The 22,405-nt window shown below is 62.4% G+C and carries 3 protein-coding genes; all 3 read right to left on the bottom strand.

Features of this window, described 5'->3' with window-relative positions; translation table 11 throughout:
- Positions 1 to 125: 125 nt before the first annotated feature.
- Positions 126 to 6,041, bottom strand: coding sequence for a non-ribosomal peptide synthetase (locus BJI47_RS06590; RefSeq protein WP_088942991.1), 5,916 nt, complete (start codon positions 6,039 to 6,041; stop codon positions 126 to 128).
- 435 nt (positions 6,042 to 6,476) lie between these two features.
- The gene (locus tag BJI47_RS06585) at positions 6,477 to 13,847 is read right to left on the bottom strand and encodes a non-ribosomal peptide synthetase (protein WP_088943057.1); all 7,371 of its coding nucleotides are present in this window, start codon (positions 13,845 to 13,847) and stop codon (positions 6,477 to 6,479) included.
- 310 nt (positions 13,848 to 14,157) lie between these two features.
- Positions 14,158 to 22,401, bottom strand: a complete 8,244-nt coding sequence (locus BJI47_RS06580; RefSeq protein ID WP_254900430.1) for a non-ribosomal peptide synthetase — start codon at positions 22,399 to 22,401, stop codon at positions 14,158 to 14,160.
- Positions 22,402 to 22,405 lie beyond the last annotated feature (4 nt).

The raw sequence follows: 22,405 nt of genomic DNA, 5'->3' as shown, positions 1-22,405 counted from the left end.
AGGACAAGCAGATGTTACCGAGGGTCATAACGGGCACGAAGGCTGTTATGGCCGGAAAAATCATTCACTCGAATGAAAAACCAGAGTACGTGCCCCCGCGATCGTGCACGAAGTCCCCCGGCGAATCAGCGACCGCCGAGGACCCACTTGTTCAGTATCGGTCCGATCAACTCCAACGATGTGTGCGAGGCCATCTTCCAGTGGGTCGTCTCCACTGGGTAGTTGACGATATTTTCGGGGTCGACAGCCGACTTCCAGGTAGACGCGCCCGACTCGCCCGAGGGGTCGTCGAGTTCGGCGGTGAAGTACAGCAGATCCCCGTCGAAGCTACTCGGCCGATATGCCTCCAAGAGTTCGGCGGAGTGCCGAATCCCGCCAAAAATGATCTGGATCCGTTCTCGGGTCAACGAGTCGAAAGGTGGCGGCAGGGTCGCAACCAGATCCACCGCGGCCTGTACATCGAAATCTGCGACATCGCGATCTGTTTCCCCACCGAACTCACCCACAAGATCGGCCATTGTCGGTATCGCCGTCGTACGACCTTCGGCCGTACCGAGGGTCGCATCCATCACGGCGAGCGTCTCGACGCTCTCCCCCAAGGTACGAAGCCGAACCGCAGCTGCGTGCGCAATCACACCACCCATCGACCATCCGAGCAGGTGGTAGGGCCCGACCGGCTGTACGGCGCGAATCTCGTTTACGTACAGCTCGGCCCAGTCCTCGATCGAGGTCGGGAGTGCAGCACCGGACAGAGCTGGAGATTGAAGACCGTAGACAGGCCGATCGGCATCGAGGTGCGGCGCCAATCCTGCGAACGCCCACGCGGTGCCCGTGATCGGATGGAAGCAGAAAAGCGCCTGGTCCGCGCTTCCCTCACGGAGCGTGACGAGAACGTCGAGTGGTCCGCCGGTAACGCGTCCGGCACTCGACGTCGCAGGTTCGCGGTCGATGCGTGCGGCCAGCTCTGCGGGTGTCGAACTTCCGAAAACCCAGGGAAGAGGTACATCGTGACCTACCGCCGAACTCAGCGCGCCCACAATTCGGACGGCGACCATCGAGTTGCCACCGAGATCGAAGAAGTCGTCATCCACGCCGACGTCCTCGGTGCCGAGAGTATCGGCGAACACCCGTGCAACCAGAGCTTCGGTCTCACTGCTCGGCGCCTTGTAGTGCACCTTGTCGAATACGGGATCGGGAAGGGCCCGACGATCCACCTTGCCGCTCGGATTCAATGGAAGTCGATCGAGAACGACAATGGCTGCGGGCTTCATGTACGACGGCAACTCCTCGGCTGCCAGCGCCTGCAGCGAGTCTCGATCGATCGATCGATCTGCCCCCGGAACGACGTAGGCAACCAGCCGGTGACCCGAATTTCCGTCCTCTCGCGCGACGACGGCTGCCTCGGTCACGTCAGGGTGGGTGCGAAGTACCGACTCGATCTCGCCCAGCTCGATCCGGTAGCCGTGTACCTTCACCTGCTCGTCCGATCGACCGAGGTACTCGAGCTCACCTTCGCGATTCCATCGGGCGAGATCACCGGTTCGGTACATTCGGGATCCGTTCGGTCCGAACGGATCGGCGACGAAACGCTCGGCAGTCAGTGCCGTTCGTGAGGTGTATCCGCGCGCCAGTTGGACGCCGGTGAGGTACAGATCTCCGCCGACTCCTGCCGGAACGAGGTTCATTCGGGAATCCAACACGAGAGTGCCGGTGTTCCACATCGGACGGCCGATCGGCACGCCGCCGACATCTTCCGACACAACCTCGTGACAGGTCACTGACACCGCGGCCTCGGTCGGCCCGTAGAGATTGAAGAGCTTTCCCTCGTTGCCTCGGCGGAACCACTGTGCGAGCCCCGCGGCAAGCTCCTCCCCGATAGCGTAGACGCGCAGGATGGATCGGGGCAGTACACCTTCGGCCTGCATCAGAAGGGTGTTCAGCATCGCCGGCACCACACCGAGGGTCGTCACATTCTCCGAGCGCATCAAGCCGAGAAGATAAGCAGGATCCGGATGTGATCGGGGAGCGGCAATGACTACCGCGCTTCCTGCAGCGAGCGCACCCCAGTATTCCCACACGGATACATCGAACGTGACCGCGGTGTGTATCAGCACGACATCGCCGGGCCCCGTATGGAAGTTGGCACGCAGCCACTGCAACTGATTGACGATCGCTCGGTGGGAGACCGCCACGCCCTTGGGCTTTCCGGTCGACCCAGAGGTGAAAATAACGTAAGCCGTGTTGTCCGGTCGCACCGGCGCGGGACGCTCGGAGTCGTCGAGGGGCCCGTCGGAGTACTCGGAGGAGTCGATCTCGTCCACCGACACCGTCGGTGCCGTGCTCTGCCAGTTTCCGCTGTCACCCGGACCGGTGACGAGAAGCGCAGGCGCGGCGGTCTCGACGATGTAGGCGTTGCGATCCGCCGGATGCTCACTATCGAGTGGAACGTAAGCGGCACCGGTCTTGACTACCGCATACATAACCACCAACAGGTCGACACCTCGTGGGATCGACAGTGCGACACTCGACTCCGGTCCGATTCCACGATCGATCAGGTATCGAGCCGTCGCGTTGACCCGCGAATCGAACTGCCGGAACGTCATTCGTTGCCCTTCGGCAACAACAGCTTCGGCGTCCGGGGTTTCGGCCACTCGCGCCTCGTACATCGACATCAAAGTCGACTCACCGACCGGATGCGCCGTCCGAGTAGCGGAGAACACCATCGATCGACGTTCGGGCTCGGTCATCAGTGCGATGTCGCCGATCAGCACCAGTGGATTTACGGCCACGGCGTCGAGGACGCGTACGAATCGATCGAGCATCGATTGCGCCGTACTCTCGTCGAAAAGATCTGTGGCATATGCCAGTTCGATACCGAACACAGAATCGCCACTGCGTGCCGGACTTTCGGTGATGGTGAAGTGCACATCGGACTTGGCAACGTTCGATTCGAATTCTACCGGCCGAACGGCCAGATCCGGAAGCTCGAGCGCCTCCTGTGCGATGTTCTGAAACGAGAAGCCGACCTGAAAGAGTGGGCTGTATTCGGAGGATCGTGGTGGATTGATGGCTTCGACGACGCGCTCGAAGGGCACATCCGAATGCGCGAATGCCGCGAGATCCACGTCCCGTACGTCGGCGAGCGCCTCCGCGAAGCTGGCACTCGAGTCGACCTGAGTCCTGAGCACGAGGGTGTTGACGAACATGCCGATGAGTCCGTCCAGCGCTTGATCGACACGACCTGCGATGGGAGTACCCACGACGACGTCGCCGGAATTGCTCATCCGACTCAGGAATGCTGCCAAAGCCGTGTGGACGACCATGAACAGTGAGGCCTCGTGCGCGTGCGCGACACTGACGAGAGTTCGGTGTACCTCGTCGGTGAGGGTCGTACGCACTACCGCGCCTGCAAACGACTGCTGTTCGGGTCGGCGCCGATCGGTAGGCAGGTCCATCACGGGAGCGACTCCGCGTAGGTGCTTCTGCCAGTATGCGATCTGTGTACTGAGCATCGAGTCGGGATCGGACTCGTCGCCGAGCACTTCACGCTGCCACAGAGCGAAGTCGGCGTAGCGCACTGGCAACGGCGACCACTGCGGAGCATGTCCGGCTGCACGAGCCGAATATGCCAGCATGACGTCCCGCACGAGCACGGGGAGAGAGGATCCGTCCGCACTGATGTGATGTACGACGATCACCAACACGTACTCACCGTTGCGATCGCTGCTCGCCTGATCGACGGCATACAGCCTGACGAATACCGGTGGCGCCTCGGTGACGTCGAACTGTCTCGTCACTGCCTCGCGCACACGGGAAGGAACGTCCTCGGGTCGCACTGACACTGGCGTCAGGTCGGGAACGGCGCTCCCCGCAGGCAGAACCGATTGCGAAGGACCGAGCGGCTCGTTCGGGTACAGGGTTCGAAGTACCTCGTGCCGGTCGACGACGTCTGCGACGGCGGTCTGAAGTGCCGCGACGTCGAGAGCTCCCGACAGCCGTACCGCGATCGGGATGTTGTCAACCACCGACGAGGTGTCGAACTGATTGAGGAACCAATACCGTTGCTGCGCAAGGGACAGCGGGATACGAGAAGGACGTTCGGACATCGTCAGCGGTTGCCGCTGGACGATCTCCGAAGCATCGTGCACCGATGCGGCGAGTGATCCCACGGACGAGCTCTCGAACAGAGTTCGGACCGACACCGCGCGCCCGAGCGCCGAACTCAATCGCGACGCAACCTGCGTTGCAATGAGTGAGTTGCCGCCCAACTCGAAGAAGTCGTCGTCGAGCCCCACCCGATCGACATCGAGCACATCCTCGAACACACTCGCCACCACGGACTCCGACTCCGACACCGGCGCGCGGAACTGGCGCACCACAGCGGCAGGCTCCGGCAAAGCAGCACGGTCCAACTTCCCCACCGGAGTCAACGGCAACTCGTCGAGAGCGACCACCTGCGAAGGCACCATGTGTCGCGGCAACCGCTCCTTCACCCACCCCCGAATCTCCGTAACATCCAGATCCGTACCCACCGCAGGCAACACATACGACACCAGCACCGTCGCACCCGCCACTCCCTGCTCCCCCGAACGCGCGACCGTCACCGCGAACTCGACCCCCGGATGCGAGGTCAAGACAGCATCGATCTCGCCCAGCTCGATCCGGAAACCACGCACCTTCACCTGAAAATCACTGCGCCCCACGTACTCGATATCGTGCGAATCGGGCAGGCGGCGAATGACATCGCCCGTGCGATACATCCGTGTGCCGTCATCGACCAGAGGATTGGCTACGAATCGTCCTGCTGTGAGCCCCATGCGACTGTGGTAGCCACGCGCCACACCGGGGCCCCACAGGTACAGTTCGCCTTTCGCGCCGCCGAGCACGGGACGCAACCGATCATCGAGTACGGCGGCGGACATCCCGCGGATCGGCGCACCGATCGACACCACGTCCCCCGCCACCAACGCATCCGAAATATTGGACATGATCGTCGTCTCCGTCGGACCATAACCATTGAAAAACTCACGAACACCAACACCGCCACCACGCTCCACCGCCCACCGACCCAACAAATCAGGTGACCAAGCCTCGCCACCCACCACCACAACTCGAAGATCGACCAACCCCTCCGGGTCCACCGACGCCAACGCAGCCGGAGTTACAAACGCATGCGACACCCGCTCCGAAACCAACAACTCCCACAACTCCACCCCACCGAACACCGACGCCTCCGCCACCACCATCGTCGACGACGCACCCACCGCCAACAACAACTCCAACATCGACGCATCGAAACTCGGAGACGCGAAATGCAGCGTCCGCGACTCCCCGGTCAACCCATACCGATCACGCTGCTCCACCGCGAAATTGGCCAACCCCGCCTGCGTCACCACCACACCCTTCGGAACTCCAGTAGACCCCGAGGTATACACGACATAGGCAGCCGACTCCGCCCGCAACCGACCGATCCGATCCACCGCCGTGAGCGGATCACCCGACACCGATGCCAATGACACCTCCACTGCCGGGTCATCCAGCACGATCCACTCCACACTCGACGGCAACAACCCCACGAACTCACGCACCGTCACACCGATCCGCACACCCGAATCCACCACCATCCGCTCCAACCGCTCCGCCGGATACCCCGGATCGAACGGCACCACAGCACTACCGGACTTGGCCACACCCCACACCGACACCACCGAATCCACCGACCGCGGCAACGCCACACCGACGAACCCGTCTACCTCCACGCCCGAAGCCACCAACACCCGAGCCAACCGCGAGGACCGCGAATCCAACACCCGATAGGAGATCTCAGCAGACCCACACACCACCGCCGACGATTCTGGGCTCCGCTCCACCGCCGCCGCCAACAAATCCGGCAGAAGAGCAACGCGCGCCCTACGAGTGCGAGGCTTGCGCCTGTCCTTGTTACGCCCGCTGGATCGACCGGATCTCACCGGTCCTGCGGGCGACAGATCAGGGGCGACGTCGGATTCGATGTCGCCCGAGTTCGGGTTTTTCGCATTCATCGGTGGGCAGTACCTCGCAATCGGTCGGGATACGGACTGACTCAGCGTCGAGATTGTGTCGTGATTGCGCTGTTATAGCGGAAATTTGTGACCCAATCAAAATGAAAAGTCTGTTTTACAAGTCCTGAATCTACTCTGAAGGCTACCAAGCGCCCACCGATCTGCCGTCACTCGCGCCCTGCGTGAACAGGGCCACCTGACCCCGACAGGCCCCGCAATGCGTTCTGAGCGCGAGCGGCGGGCCGCACTATTTTCGGCTATCGGCACCACTGACTATGTTGACGCCTTCTATTACCGAATTGCACTGGTTTATTGGCCGAAATGCAACCGAGATAGAAGTGTACGCACGACAAACGTGCAAGAAACAATCACAGTGCAGGTTTCCGCGAGTGTTCACACGCTGCCGCGATGCGCTCGTGCAGGGCGGCCGGCCGGTCAGCCGAAGATCGTCCAGCCTGAACTGGACTCCGACGCCGGAAGCTCCGTATCGACCGGATTCTCGGTGAGAATGACGGACACGAGGTCTTCCGCCTCGATACCTTCTTCCAGGGCCGCACTCTGGGCACGAGAGACGAACGCATGGGTCACCCATTGCTCGCCGATCACGGCCGCGGGATCCTCGGGCTCACCAGGCGCCGACACGACCATCGCCGAGCCTGCTGACGCTGCAAGCGCAAACTCCAGCAGAGACCATCTGGTGCCGAACCTCGCGGTCCCGTACGTACGCGATTCGAAACTCACCCCGAGGAGTCCTCGTAGCGACTCTGCGATCGTGACGACTTCGCCGTGGCAGAGAGGTGGGTCGACCCCATCGAAGAAGGCGAACGGATCATCTGGGCGAAGAAGTCGCACTCGTTCCGAATACGCCACTGGGCGCGAGGATCGCTCGGCAAGGGTCCTGATCACCGAGTCATCACTCAGCACGATCCACTCGCCGACCGAACTCTCGACCGCCTCTACCGTTGACGCGATACTCAAGACCGCGGTACTCGACATGGGGCCCGCTACTGCACCACCGCTTTTGGCAACAGCCCAGAGCGTGACAATCTGCTCGACCGACCGCTCGATGGCGACGACGACCGCGTCCCCAGGTCCCACACCCCGCGAGATCAGCTCACGTGCCAGCTGCGAAGACCGTTCGTCCACCTCGCCGAAAGTGATGTCGACATCGCCGATCGAGATGGCAGGCGCGTCGGGGTCTTCGTCGACCACAGCGCGCAACACTTGGGCGAGGGCTGCCCCTTCCACACCGACGGTTGCTGCGACATCGACCGACGGTGCAGCTGTCAGAACATGCCCTTGCTCGACCTCCGTATCGGATTGGATGTCGATGTCACCGACGATCACCTCGGTGCTGCCGGCAATCGCGTCGAGCACCAGGGTGAAACGCTCCCCGAAGCGCGAAATCGAGTCTTCGTCGAACAGATCTGTCGCATAAGTGAACACGACCTGTAACCGATCGCCCACGCGTTCGACCGTGACCTGAAGATCGAACTTGGCCGCCAGTTCGGCGCCGTCGAGAACCGAGATGGACAAACCTGGAAGTTCGAGTGTGGCCTGCTCCTGATTCTGTAGCGACAGAACCACCTGGAAGATCGGATGTCGGGCGACCGAGCGGGTCGGGGACACTGCGTCGACTACCCTCTCGAAGGGGACGTCCGCGTTGGCGAAAGCCCCGAGGTCGACGCTCCGAACTCGGTCGAGAAGGTCATCGAATCGATCCGCGGGATCGACGTCCACCCGCAGGGCGAGCGTGTTGACGAACATTCCGACCAGCCCATCGAGCGCGGCGTCACCACGACCGGCCACTGCAGTGCCGATCACGATGTCGCGTCCGCCGCTCATCCGAGCCAACAGGACTGCAAGCGCGCTATGCACCACCATGAACAACGATGCATTGTTGGCCCGCGCGATCCGGTTCAGCGAATCGGTCAGCTCCGGAGTCAGCGACGTGGCCCAGGATCGTCCGCGCATCGACTGCTGGGGCGGACGCGGCCGGTCTGTAGACAGATCCAGCTCGTCCGGAACACCCACCAGTTGTTCCGTCCAAAAACGGAGTTGACCGGCTGCGATCGAGTCGGCCTGCTCTGCGTCACCCAGTACGTCGTGCTGCCACAGCGCATAGTCCGCGTACTGCACGGTCAGCGGAGCCCAGGCAGGGGCCGAACCGGAGATCCGTGCGACGTACGCCGTCATCACATCTCGTGCGAGAGGTGCCATGGACACCCCGTCTGCCGAAATGTGATGAACCGATACTGCAAGCACATGATCGGTTTCGGTGAGCGCGAACAGTTCGGCCCTGACCGGTATGTCGGTGGACACATCGAAGCCACGTGAGATGGTGCCGCGAACCCGATCGATCAGTTCGGTTTCGCTCGCACATGCAATCGGTGCAAGGTCGAGTCCGACATCGGCGACTTCGCCTATCTGCTGAAATGGGCCGTCCGCGTCGGTCGGATAACTCGTTCGCAGGCTCTCATGCCTGTCGATCACATCGCGGATGGCACTGTCGAGTGCCTCGAGATCGAGTTCACCGGCCAGTCGGATCGCCAGTGGAATGTTGTACACCGACGAGCCTGGATCGAGGCGGTTGAGGAACCACATCCGTTGCTGGGCAAGCGAAAGCGGAATTCGCTCGGGACGTTCGGCAGCAACCAGCGTCCTTCGGCCACCTACACCGAGATGACGACTGGCGCACGACGCCAGAGCTGCCACAGTCGGAGCTTCGAACAGCTCTCGAACGGACACATCACTGTCGAGTGCCGCATTCAGCCTGGCTATGACGCGGGTTGCATCGAGCGAATTGCCGCCGAGCTCGAAGAAGGAGTCGTCCGCCCCGACCACCTCCTGGGAAAGAACCGTTGCGAATACTTCGGCGACTGCCTTTTCGGCAGGTGTGCCCGGCGCACGAAAGGGTGACCCCGATGCGTACACCGGGACCGGCAGTGCCCGATGGTCCAGCTTGCCATTGACCGTCAACGGCAATTCGTCCAGGATTTCGATCAGATCCGGCACCATGTAAGTGGTCAAGAATTGTGCTGCAACAGAACGCAATCGGTTGATGTCGATGGACGCTCCAGCCGAGGGCACGACGTACGCGACGAGAGACTCACCCGCACGGCCTTCGGTGTCGGCGCCCTGACGCAGGTCTCGTCGAACCATCGCCACCGCCTGGGCGACGTCGGGATCTCGGAGCAAAGCCGATTCGACTTCACCGAGTTCGATGCGGAACCCACGCAGCTGAACCTGAGAATCACTGCGCCCGGCATATTCGAGCTGTCCACCAGTATTCCAGCGGCCTCGGTCGCCGGTCCGGTACATCACCGTTCCACTCGGTCCGAGCGGGTCGGCCACGAACCGAGTCGAGGTGAGTGCCGACTTGCCGAGGTAACCGCGGGCAAGTTGTCCGCCGCTCACGTACAGCTCTCCTGCCACGCCGACGGGTGCGAGGCCCAGCCGCGAATCGAGAACACGAACCGTCAACCCTGGCAACGCGTCGCCGATCACGCTTGCTCGCGCCCTGTGCGCTGCCTCCCGAGAGAGAGCCAGGAAGGACACGTGCACGGTGGTCTCGGTGATGCCGTACATGTTGACCAATTGTGGACCGTTCGGATGACGGGCATACCAACGCTCCAACGAGCTCAAATCGAGCGCCTCGCCGCCGAACACTATGTAGCGCAGGGAAAGCGACGGTGCACGGTCCCCCGCCGAACGTTCCGCCTCAGCCAGCTGAGCGAATGCCGACGGTGTCTGATTGAGTACGGTGACGCTTTCACGTGCGAGCAGTTCGAGGAACTTCTCGGGCGAGCGAGAGGTGTAGTAGTCCACTGTCACCAGCCGTCCACCGGACAGCAACGGTCCCCAGATCTCCCAGACGGAGAAGTCGAATGCGTAGGAATGGAACATGGTCCATACGTCTTCGCTGCTGAACTCGAACCGCTGCGCCGCGGCCGCGAACAGCGTTGTGACGTTTCGGTGGGTGACTGCAACACCCTTCGGGAGTCCAGTCGAACCGGATGTGTAGATGACATACGCGACGTTGTCGGCGGAAGCACTTCTCGGCAGCTCGGAACCGGAGAGTGCGGATCCGTCGAGCTCGGTGACCAACGCGGAATCGACGTCGACCATGGGACAGTCGAACGCGCCGATCGAGTCGAGTTCCGCCTGTGACGTGATCACGGCACCGGGGACTGCATCCCCGAGAATGTACGAGATGCGATCGAGCGGGTTGCTCGTGTCGATCGGGAGGTACCCCGCACCGGCTTTCAGAACCCCGAGAATCGCCGCGATCAGATCTGCCGACCGCGGCAGCGCCACAGCTACCAGGCTTTCCGGTCGCACACCGGTCGCCGACAACGCCCGTGCAATCCGATTTGCTTTGCCGTCCAGCTCCGCATAGGTAAGGGTGACATCGCCACTGGTGACGGCGGGCGCCCCCGGGTTCGCGCGTACGGCAGCATCGAACCGCGCCACGAGCGTTGCATCACCGACATCGACGAGTTCGGTGCCCTCAGCGCTCAGCGCCGCACGCTCGGCCTCGTCCACGATCTCGATATCGCCGATCACCACATCGGCATCCGCGACTACTGCGCTGACTATCGCGGTCAGCCGGCGAGCAAAACTGACAGCAGTTGCGTCGTCGAAAACCTCGCGCGCATAGGTCAATTCGACAGCCAGCGGGCCTTCGCCACCAGTGTCCGACGCCATCTCGGTGATAGCCAATTGCAGATCGAACTTGGCTATCGCGACGTCGAGGTCCACGCCCGTCACGGTCAGGTCCGGCAGGGCGAACCGAGACGGCTCCATGTTCTGGTAGGTCAACATGACCTGAAATATCGGGTGGCGTGCAGCACTTCGTTCTGGATCCAGAATCTCCACCAGCCGCTCGAACGGCAGATCGGCATGAGCAAACGCCTCGAGATCCACCCCACGTGCGGCGTCCAACAGTTCACGGAAACGGAGGTTCGGCGAGGTATCGGTACGAAGCACGAGCGTATTGACGAACATGCCGATGAGGTTGTCGAGGGCCTCGTCACCGCGACCCGCTACGGGTGTGCCCACGACGATATCGGTGGAGTCCGAAAGCCGTGACAGCAACACGGCGAGTGCCGCGTGAACAACCATGAACACGCTGGCGCCCGATGCCGTCGCCAAAGACCGCATCTGCCGATGCGTATCGGCATCGATTGTGAACGTATGTGTGGCACCGAGATTCGACGCGACCGCAGGCCGGGGGCGATCGAACGGCAGCGATAGCTCCGTCGGAAGGTCCGCCAACGCCTTCGTCCAGTACTCGATCTGATCGGAGATGACCGAATCCGACTCTAGTTCGGATCCGAGTATGTCGCGCTGCCACAGGGTGTAGTCCGCGTACTGAACGGGTAACGGCGCGAGGTCGGGCACCGTGTTCTGCGTTCGGGCGTGATATGCCGTCATTACGTCGCGAGTCAGGGGCCCCATCGAAACTCCGTCGCCGGAGATGTGATGTACCACGAAAACCAGAATGTGCTCCTCGGCCGAGACCTGGAGCAGCCGCACCCGAAGGGGCACTTGGGTTGTGACATCGAATCCGCTCGACACCGTATCCATCACAACGGCGGTGACATCATCCGGATCGACGATGACCGGAGTGAGCTCTGCAAGAACGTCGTCCACGGAACCGATGCTCTGAAATCCGACGCCGTCGTGGTCCGGGTACGACGTTCGAAGAGATTCGTGTCGTTCGATCAGGTCGCGGATGGAATGGAACAACGCGCTCGTATCGAGCCGGCCGGACAACCGAATCGCAACCGGGATATTGTTCACCGCGGATGCGGTATCGAATCTGTTCAGGAACCACATCCGCTGCTGGGCGAGCGAGAGCGGAATCCGGTCGGGCCGGTCGCGTGGAGCCAGAGCAGCATGTGCGTCACCAAGTGATCGCAACTCGATCTCACGAGCGAGGTCACCGACAGCTGGATTTCCGAAGAGCAGCGGAACCGGCACTTTGACGTCCAGGGCCGCGCCGAGACGCGCAACCAACCGGGTTGCAACGAGGGAGTTTCCGCCCAGATCGAGGAACGAGTCGGTTCTGCCGACGCGCTCGACTCCGAGCACCTCGGCAAAGATCTCTGCGACAGTTATCTCCAACTCGGTGACCGGCGCCACGAATTCCTTGCCGGCAAAGACCGGCTCCGGTAATGCTGCCCGGTCGAGCTTGCCGACCGGAGTGAGCGGAACCGAATCCAGCTCGATGATCTGGGCCGGAATCATGTGTGCGGGCAACGTGCGGCCGAGGTGTTCGACAAGCTCGTCGGTGTCGAAGTCCACACCTGCAGTGGGTTGTACGTACGACACCAATGCTGTTTCACCGGACGGAAGTTCGCGGCCGACGGTAGCAGCGAACTGCACATGCGGATGAGTGGCGAGCGTGCTGTCGACTTCACCCAACTCGATCCGGAAGCCACGAATCTTGACCTGAAAGTCACTACGGCCGAGGTAGTGGATGATGCCCTCGGAGTCACGTCGGACGACATCTCCGGTGCGATACAAGCGGGTGCCGGTTCCCGAGGCATTCTGCCCGGTTGCCGTCGCTTCGGGGAACGGATTGGCGACGAATCGTTCCGAAGTCAACGCTGATCGCTTGTTGTATCCCTCGGCGAGCTGCGCACCCGCTAGGTAGAGCTCGCCACTGACTCCTGCCGGAACTGGACGGAGCCGGTTGTCGAGCACGAATGCACCGACACCTGGGATCGGTGTGCCGATGACCGGCGCTTCGCCCACCACTAGAGGCACCGTACTTGTTGCCAGGATGGTCGCTTCGGTAGGTCCATAACCGTTGAAGAACAGTCGCTGCGGCAATCCCGCGCCTCGTTCGGCGCCGACCCATCTCGTCACCAGTTCACCGGTGAAGGTGTCGCCGGCCACGACGACCGCTTCGAGGTCGGGAAGGCCGTTCGGGTCGACCGAACCCAGCGCTCCCGGCGTGATGAGTACGTGAGTGACCTGCTTCTCACGGAGCAGATCGGCCAATTCCTCGCCGCCCCCGATCGACGGCGGAGCCACCACGAGCGTCGCGCCGGAGGTGAACGCGAGCAGTAATTCGAGGACCGACACGTCGAAACTGGGCGAACAGACGTGCAGCATCCGAGAGTCGGATGAGAGACCATAGTGCGGTCGCTCCGCCGCCACGAGCGGTCCGAGACCGGAATGGGTCACCACGACGCCCTTGGGCAGCCCTGTCGATCCGGACGTGTAGATGATGTAGGCCGCATGCGACTCGAGCAGTGGTCGCACCCGATCCGCATAGGAGATCGGGTGCGCTGGGTAACACTCGACGGCCGCTGCAAGGCTCGGCTCGTCCAGCGCGAGCCAGTCGACACCGCTGGGAAGGCCTGCTGCGAACGATTCGAGGGTGAGACCGAGTACGGCTCCCGAATCGGTCACCATGTGCTGTGTTCGATCGGGAGGATAATTCGGATCCACCGGTACGAATGCCGCTCCGCTTTTGGCGACTGCCCACACCGCGAGGACGGATTCGACCGACCTCGGAAGAGCCAGCGCGACTCGGTCGCCGGGACCGACCCCTCGTTCGATGAGCGCTCTGGCCAGCTTCGACGACCGTTCGTCGAGCTCGCGGTAGCTGAGCGAGATTCCTGAGGACATCAGCGCAATCGAATCGCCTGCTGTTTCGACGGCACTCGTCAGCAGCTGCGGAAGTAGCTCTGTCCGGACGCCGTGGCGACGGCTGGGACGTTCTCCTCGTGACCGGCGACCGCTTCCACGGGTAGCACCGTCGACCCGACTGCGGGATTCACTCGCACTCATGTCGTCGAGCCCTGTGTTCGATCTGGCCGGGTACGGAACGTCATGTATGCGGATCACCTTCGTTGTCGAAAAGTTCGATGGTCTCGGCTCGGACTCTCCCCGAGACGCCGAAAAGACATGGCTGAACTGACAGCCCACTGTCGAACGGCCGTCCCGGGGTAGAACGCGCAGAGCAAGTTTAGCGAGCCCGGCTCAGCTCACCGCCACACGATCGATTCGAGCCGACCGTGACCGGGTTCGCACGCCTCGGACATCTATCCGGTTTCAGGCGTATTCCGTTACCTCACGAGCCCACAGCGCAGGTCGAGGGTCACATGTGAGTCACGGTCCGCCCGTCCGTCCATACCTCGACTGCATCACCCGTCGCGGGCCCATCTGTGACGATCACGACTACCAGGTCGTCGAGATCCTCCGGACCCGACTGCTCGAGTACCTCGATCGGCACGAACGCGTGTGTCGCCCACGAGTCGAACAACAGGTCGGCCACCGAGGCGACGTCCGGCTCGCCCATGATCAGCGCGCCACCTCTCGACGTCACCGCGAAGGCCTCGAAGATTGACGCGTCGGAATCGAACGACCCGTAGTGGAAGCTACGGGCGTCGTATCCCAGTTCGAATCGATCGGCGTACTCCGCGATACGAAGCATCAATTCCGACTGACTGAGCGAACCCGAAGACAACGTGAGAGCAGTGTGATCTCCGGACAGAGACTGCAATCGGTCCGAGTACGAGACCGGATGCCGCGGTCGGGAAGCTGTTTCCCGGGCGAATTCGGGATCGTCGACGACGAGCCAGGTCGGACCCGCCGGTGCCGTGTCGCGGTACTGCTCGACTGTGACACCGAAGGTGCCTTCGGCGACCGAACTGTGTGCCCCGGGCTGCGAGGGAATGACCGCAGCACCGGTCTTGGCTACTGCCCACAAGGCCTCGATCGCCGTCGTCGAACGAGGGAGGTGCACCACAACCGACATTCCGGGTCCGACGCCTCGATCGATCAACGATCGAGCAAGTCTGGACGAGGCGACGTCGAGCACCCGGTAGCTGATCTCGTCCTCACCGGACACCATCGCGGGAGCCTCCGGGTCGTCTTCCACGATCTCCGCGAGGACCTGTGGAAGCACCTGCATATCCGAGCCCACGGATCGACGCGCACCCTGCGTGCCCGAATCCAGATCGGTCGAGGCCATGACGACCTGCTCTCGTTCGTTCGCATCCAACAAGTCGATCGTCCCCACTCGTGCGGTCGGGTCGTCGATCATCGCATCGAGAATTCGAAGGAACCACCGGCTCAGGTCGGTGACGTACCGACCGTCGAGGACTGTGTCCAGGTACTTGAACGTCAGCTCGAGTCTTGCCTCGACGACGGTCAGAACCGTCAACGGGTAATGCGTGGCGTCGTCGACGCCCACCCCGGTGATCTGCAAGCCATCGACCGAACTCGCCGCAGCGATCGCGTCGCGGTCGATGGGGTAGGACTCGAACACCAGGAGCGTGTCGAACAATCGGTCCACACCGATGCGCTGCTGAATCTCGGTCAGACCCACGTAGTGGTGATCGAGCAGATCCGCCTGCTGCCCTTGCAACTGCATCAGAGTCTCTGCCCGCGAGTGTCCGTCTCCGACATCTACACGAACCGGCAGCGTATTGATGAAGAGTCCAACCATCGACTCGACGCCTGCAAGGTCGGCAGGGCGTCCCGAAACGGTAGCCCCGAAGACCACATCCGCGCGTCCGGTGAGACGCCCCAGAAGGATCCCCCACGCAGCTTGCACGACAGTATTGACCGTGACACCCAGATTCGAGGCCATCGCGGTCAGCACCGCTGTGCGCTCCTCGGACAGGGAGACCTCGATCTTGCCGATCCCCGGCACCGCCCCCGAGGGGCGTGCGCTTTCGGTGAGCAGCGTCGGTTCCGACACCCCGTGGAAGGCGGCCGCCCATCGATCGAGCGAATCTTCTCGGTCACGGCCGTCGAGCCAGGACAGGAAGTTCCGGAACGGTCGTACCCTGGGCAGCACCGACGTGTCGGCACGGACTGCGTACAGCATCAGCAGATCCTGCATGAGCAACGGCATGGACCACCCGTCGAGCAGGATGTGGTGACTGGTGATGCCCAGGTGCCATGCGTCCGCGGCGACCTTGATCAGCGTGAACCTGATCAGCGGTGGCGCGGACATATCGAAGCGCTCGGCCTGAGCAGCAACAAGAATCCGCTTCGCCTCCGCGCGTCGAGAGTCCTCGGCAACATCCATCAGGTCGATCTCGTCGAAGGGGAGTTCCAGAGCGCCGAGAACCACCTGAACCGGTCGGCCGTCACTGTCGGAGACGAACGCGGCTCGGAGATTGCTGTGGCGATCGAGCAACGCCTGCCCGGAAGCCCGCAGCCGATCGGTATCGACGACGCCGGACAGGTCCAGCACAGCCTGCATCGTGTAGACGTCCACCGTCGATTCGGTCATCATCGCGTGGAACAACAGCCCGGACTGCAGCGGAGTCAGAGGCCACACGTCTTCGACGCCTCGGTAGGCAGACTCCCACGAATCGATCTCGTCCTGAGTGGATTCGATCAACGTCAGGTCCGACGGCGTCAGGCCACCCGCCTCTGCGGTACGGCTGTGACCGGACAGGGCTTCCATCGCCTCGGTCCACAGAGCAGCCAACTCGGAAACGTCCGCGCGGTCCACAAGCCCGTTGGGGAACGCGAACGTAGCACCCAATCTCGGACCATCGGGGCCGTCGGTCACGATGGCGTTGATATCGATGGTCGAGTTGGCGGGCATGTCTTCGTCCATCGAGGCGGTCAAAGATCCGAGGGCACCCGTCGGAGCCCATCCGAAGTCCGCCAGCTCAGCCGGAATCTCGGCCGAAGAAATCCGGCCCAGATAATTGAAGCTGATCTGACCGGACGGGACCGTTTCCAGTTCCGCGGCGGTCTCGTCGTCGAGATACTTCAGCAGTCCGTACCCCATCCCACGATCGGGCACACGGTGAATTTGCTCCTTGACTGTCTTGACCACCGCACCGACGGTCGCACCGCCGGCGAACGCGTCGTCGATGTCGATTCCATCCAAATCGAGCGCCAAGGGATAAGCACTGGTGAACCAACCGATGGTCCGCGACAGATCGGCCCCGGGAACGACCGCTTCCTCGCGGCCATGCCCTTCCAGTGCGAACAGCGCACTCGTGGTTGAGATTCCACGATCTCGACGCCACCGCGCCACTGCCAATGCCAGGGTTGCCAGCAACCCGTCGTTGACGCCCCCTCGGTAGAGGCGCGGCACGCGAGTCAGTAGCGCATCGGTAGTGGCGGCCGAAACCTCTACCTCGACACGCTCGACGGTCCCCGCGACATCGACCGTCGGATCGAACGGCCTGCGACCCACCAGCGGATCGTCGAAGTTCGCCAAGGACTTCCAGATCGGCAGTTCCTGACGTCGCGACGGCACTGCGGCTGCCTGGATCAGCCCATGCGACCACCGACGCATCGAGGTGCCAACGACCGGCAGCGATACCTGCTGCCCTGCAGCGAGTTGCGACCACGCGACTGCGAGATCAGGAAGCAGGATCCGCCACGTGACACCGTCCACCACGAAGTGATGGGCCACGATGAGCAGCACACCGCGTCGACTTTCCTCGACGGTATCGGTGTCGCCTGCGGTGGGTGTTCCGGTGCTGAAATCGAACCAGACGAACTGGATCATCGCACCCGTGGCCGGATTCAGACGCCCCATCGCGGCGGACAGTCTGTCGGAGGCCAGAGCCTCGAGATCAGCACCCGAGATCGAACCGTCCACGCGAACCCTGTCGATGGCCGCGCCCACATCCACGCTGCCCTGTTCCCGAACGGCCATTTCACCGTTCGCGTATGCCGCCCTGAACATGTCGTGGTGATCGACGATTGCGGTCAAGGTGGCCGTAAGAAGAGCCATATCGATTTCTGCAGGCAGTCCGACCGACACCGACTGGGAGAATCGATCCAAGCGCCCGCCGGCTTCCGTCACCTTGTGCATGATCGGAGTCAGTGGCATCGAGCCGACACCGCCACCCGGCAGTTCGGACAAGACCGTGGCACGGTCCGCGTCCTCGAGTCGGACCGCTACTTCAGCGAGACCGGAAACCGACTTGCGTTCGAACACATCACGCGGAGTGAAGGAGACACCTCGAGCTTTGGCCCGCGACACGAGCTGAATCGAGACGATGCTGTCGCCTCCGAGCGCGAAGAAGGACTCGTCCACTCCCACCCTCGGCACGCGCAACACATCGGCGAAGACCTCGGCGATGATCTCCTCGATCTCGGTTTCGGCAGCCCGATACGCCTGCTCTTCGAACACCGGTTCAGGAAGAGCGCGGCGATCGAGTTTGCCGACCGGGGTCAAGGGAACCTCGTCCAGAATCACGATCGACGACGGCACCATGTGCGACGGCAATGTCCGTCGCACGAATTCCGTTACCGCAACCGGATCCACCGAGGCACCGACCGCGGGCATCACGTAGGACACGAGAACTGTTGCACCAGAGGGCAGGTCCTTGCCGAGGGTGGCCGAGAACGCCACCGATGGGTGCGCGGCAAGTGCCGCGTCGACCTCTCCCAGCTCGACGCGGAAACCACGAATCTTGACCTGGAAGTCCGAGCGCCCGACGAACTCGAGTTCCCGAACCTCCGGTCCGGTCCACCTGACGAGGTCGCCGGTGCGGTACATCCGCGCACCCGTACTCGAATACGGGTCCGCAACGAATCTGGTTGCAGTCAGGGAACCCCGCTGGTGGTAGCCACGAGCGAGCCCTTCGCCCGCAAGATAGAGCTCTCCTGCCACCCCAGCCGGGACGGGCCGCAGTCGCCTGTCCAGGACCAGCGCCGATGTACCCCGAACCGGTGCACCGATAGTGACCGGCCGCCCCGGTTCGAGCTCGGCGAACGAGGAGATGATCGTGGTCTCCGTCGGGCCGTAACCGTTGAAGTACCGGCGCCCCGGCGCCCAGCGAGCGAGCAGTTCGGCGGTGGTCACATCGCCACCGACGGAGAGAACCCGAAGATTGTCCATGCCCTCGGGATCCATCGTCCCCAATACCGCAGGCGTGATGATCGAGTGGGTCACTTTCTCCGAGACCAATATCTCTGCCAGATCGGGGCCGCCGATCACGTCCGAAGGAACAATCACCAACCGCGCACCAGCAGCGAAAGCAACCATCCATTCCAGGACAGAGGGGTCGAAGCTGGGTGAACAGATGTGCAGGAATCGACTCTCCGGGCTCACACCGTACAAGTCGATCGCCGAATCCAGTACCCCTCGCAAACTCGCGTGGGTGACCACGACGCCCTTCGGCAGCCCCGTCGAACCCGACGTGTAGATCACGTAAGCAGGGTGATCGGTTGTCAAAGTCGCGGTGCGGTCGCTATCGGTGACCGGATCGCTGGATTGCGCAGCTATCTCTTCGCGGAGTTCGTCTCCGTCGAGCAACATCCAACTCCCGGCAGGCAACGCAGCGAGGTGCGCCGACGCCGTGATGCGTACGACGGCCGCCGAATCGGACAGCATGTGCTCGATTCGCTCCGACGGGTAGTTCGGGTCGACGGGCAGGTGAGCGCCGCCGGCCTTGGCAACGGCCCAGACGCTCACGAGCATTTCGTACGATCGCGAGAACGCAAGAGCAGCGACGGTATCCGGTCCGACTCCGCGACCGATCAACACGCGCGCGAACTGCGAGGAAGTCTCGTCCAGTTCGCGATACGTCACCGAACGACCCGATATACGGACTGCTACGGCATCGGGGTCGAGGGCGACTCCACCCGTCAATATCTCCTGCAGCGTCGAGGCCGAGGCTACTGCTCCGCCATGCGCATGTGTCAGAGCGCCGGCCTCACCTGCACCCAGAAGCGCCAAATCACCGACCGGCTTCGACAGATCCGCCACCGCGTCGTCGAGCAATCGGACAAATCTCACTGCGAAGCCGCTTATCGTCGACTCATCGAACATGTCTGTGGCGTAGGAGAACTCGGCTGAGATGCCATCGAGGTCGCCGCCTGCGAGGACATGCTCGCGAAGTGTGAGCGATAGATCGAACTTCGCGATGTTGGCCTCGAACGGAACGCCACTGACATGCAGGTTCGGTAACTGAAGATCGGTCGAGGGCAGATTCTCGAACGAGAGCGCTACCTGGAACAACGGATGACGGGTGGTCGACCGTTCGGGGTTGAGCACCTCCACGAGCCGCTCGAACGGAATATCCGCATGCGCAAAGGCCTGTAGATCCGCTTCTTTTGCTCGGGCGAGAATTTCAGCGAACGACCGCTCCGACTCGACATGCGTACGCAATACCAGGGTATTGACGAACATGCCCACCATGTCGTCCAGTTCGGACTGGCCACGGCCTGCGATCGGCGCGCCGATGGCGATGTCATCGGTGCCGGACATGCGGGCGAGGAACACCGCCATCGCGGTGTGCACGACCATGAACAGTGTACTTCCCGTCGTTCGAGCAACGTCGAGTAACGCACGATGTAGCTCGGCATCGATTCGGAACGGGACTTTCCCGCCCTCATAGGTGCGAATCGATGGGCGAGATCGGTCGGTCGGAAGGTTCAGCTCGTCCGGCAAACCGGCCAATGCGCTCTTCCAATACGACACCTGCTGCGAGGCAATCGAATCCGGATCGTCCTCGCTACCGAGAAGCTCACGCTGCCACAGCGCGTAATCGGCGTACTGCACCGGCAACGGAGCCCAACCAGGCGCCTCACCTGCAGAACGCGCCGCATACGCCACCATCACATCGCGCGTCAACGGACCCATCGACCAACCGTCGGCCGAAATATGGTGCGCGACCAGAACGAGCACGTATTCGTCCGCGCCTACCTGGAACAGCTCGCCTCGCATCGGCAATTCGCTGGTGACATCGAATCCAGCGGAAATGACCTGCTCGACACGCCGAGAAATGTCGGCCTGATCCACCTGTCGCGGTACCAGTGTCGGTGCCGCAGCCAAGACAGTGAGAATCACCTGCGCCGCAATCCCATCGGTTTCCGGATACACGGTGCGCAAGGACTCGTGGCGAGCGAGTACATCTCGCACCGCCGCGTTGAGGGCATCGATATCGAGTGCCCCCGACAGCCGCACTGCCACCGGGATGTTGTTGACCGCGGATTCGGTGTCGAAGCGGTTCAGGAACCACATCCGCTGCTGCGCCAACGACAACGGCACCACACCCGGACGCTCCCGCGCCACCAACGCAACCCGATCCCCCGACCCCACCGACTGCTCCACCCGAACCGCCAAGCCACCCACCGACGGCGCCTCGAACACCAACCGCACCGGCACCACCGCATCCAACGCCACACCCAACCGCGACACCACCTGCGTCGCAATCAACGAATTACCACCCAACGCAAAGAAATCATCATCGACACCCACACGATCAACACCCAACACCTCCGAAAACACCCGCGCCACCGCCTCCTCCACCGGAGTCGACGGAGCCCGAAACACCACAGCCTCGAACACCGGAGCCGGCAACGCCGCCCGATCCAACTTCCCATTCACCGTCAACGGCAACGCATCCAACACCACAAACGCCGACGGCACCATGTACGACGGCACCACCGCACCCAACGCCACCTTCACCTCACCCACATCCAAAGACACACCCACACCACCAACCACATACGCCACCAACTGATCCCCCGCAAACTCATCCACCCGAGCAACCACCGCAACATCGACCACCCCATCCACCCCACGCAACGCCGACTCGATCTCCCCCAACTCGATCCGGAAACCACGCACCTTCACCTGAAAATCACTACGCCCCACATACTCCAACTCACCAGAACCACCCCACCGCACCACATCGCCCGTCCGATACAACCGAGAACCCACACCCACACCCGCAACACCGACAAACGGATTCGCCACAAACCGCTCCGCCGTCAAATCCACCCGACCCACATACCCACGCGCCAACTGCACACCCGCCAAATACAACTCACCCGACACACCCACCGGCACCGGATGCAACCGCTCATCGAGCACCAACACACCCGTATTCCACTCCGGCACACCAATAGGCACACCCGCAACATCACCCGCCCCCACCTCATGCACCGTCACCGACACCGCAGCCTCCGTCGGACCATACAAATTGAACAACGCACCCGCATTACCCCGACGGAACCACTGCGCAGTCGCCCCCGGCAACGCCTCACCGATCGCCAACACCCGCACCAACGAACTCGACAACACACCACCCGACACCGCCAACAACGCCGACAACATCGACGGAACCACATGCAACGTCGTCACCGACTCCGCCACCATCAACTCATGCAGATACGCCGCATCCCGATGCCCCTCCACCGACGCCACCACCACCGCCGCACCCGAGACCAACGCCGACCAGAACTCCCACACCGACAAATCGAACGTCGCCGCAGTCTTGAGCAACACCACATCACCGACACCCAACCCGAACTCGGACCTCTTCCACACCAACTGATTCACCACAGCCTCATGCGAGACCGCCACACCCTTCGGCCGACCCGTCGACCCCGACGTGAAAATCACATAC

The sequence above is a fragment of the Rhodococcus sp. 1168 genome, from assembly GCF_002091955.1.
GTDB lineage: Bacteria > Actinomycetota > Actinomycetes > Mycobacteriales > Mycobacteriaceae > Rhodococcoides.
The sequence above is the reverse complement of the archived record's forward strand: the minus strand, read 5'-3'. Positions and strand labels throughout refer to the sequence as shown.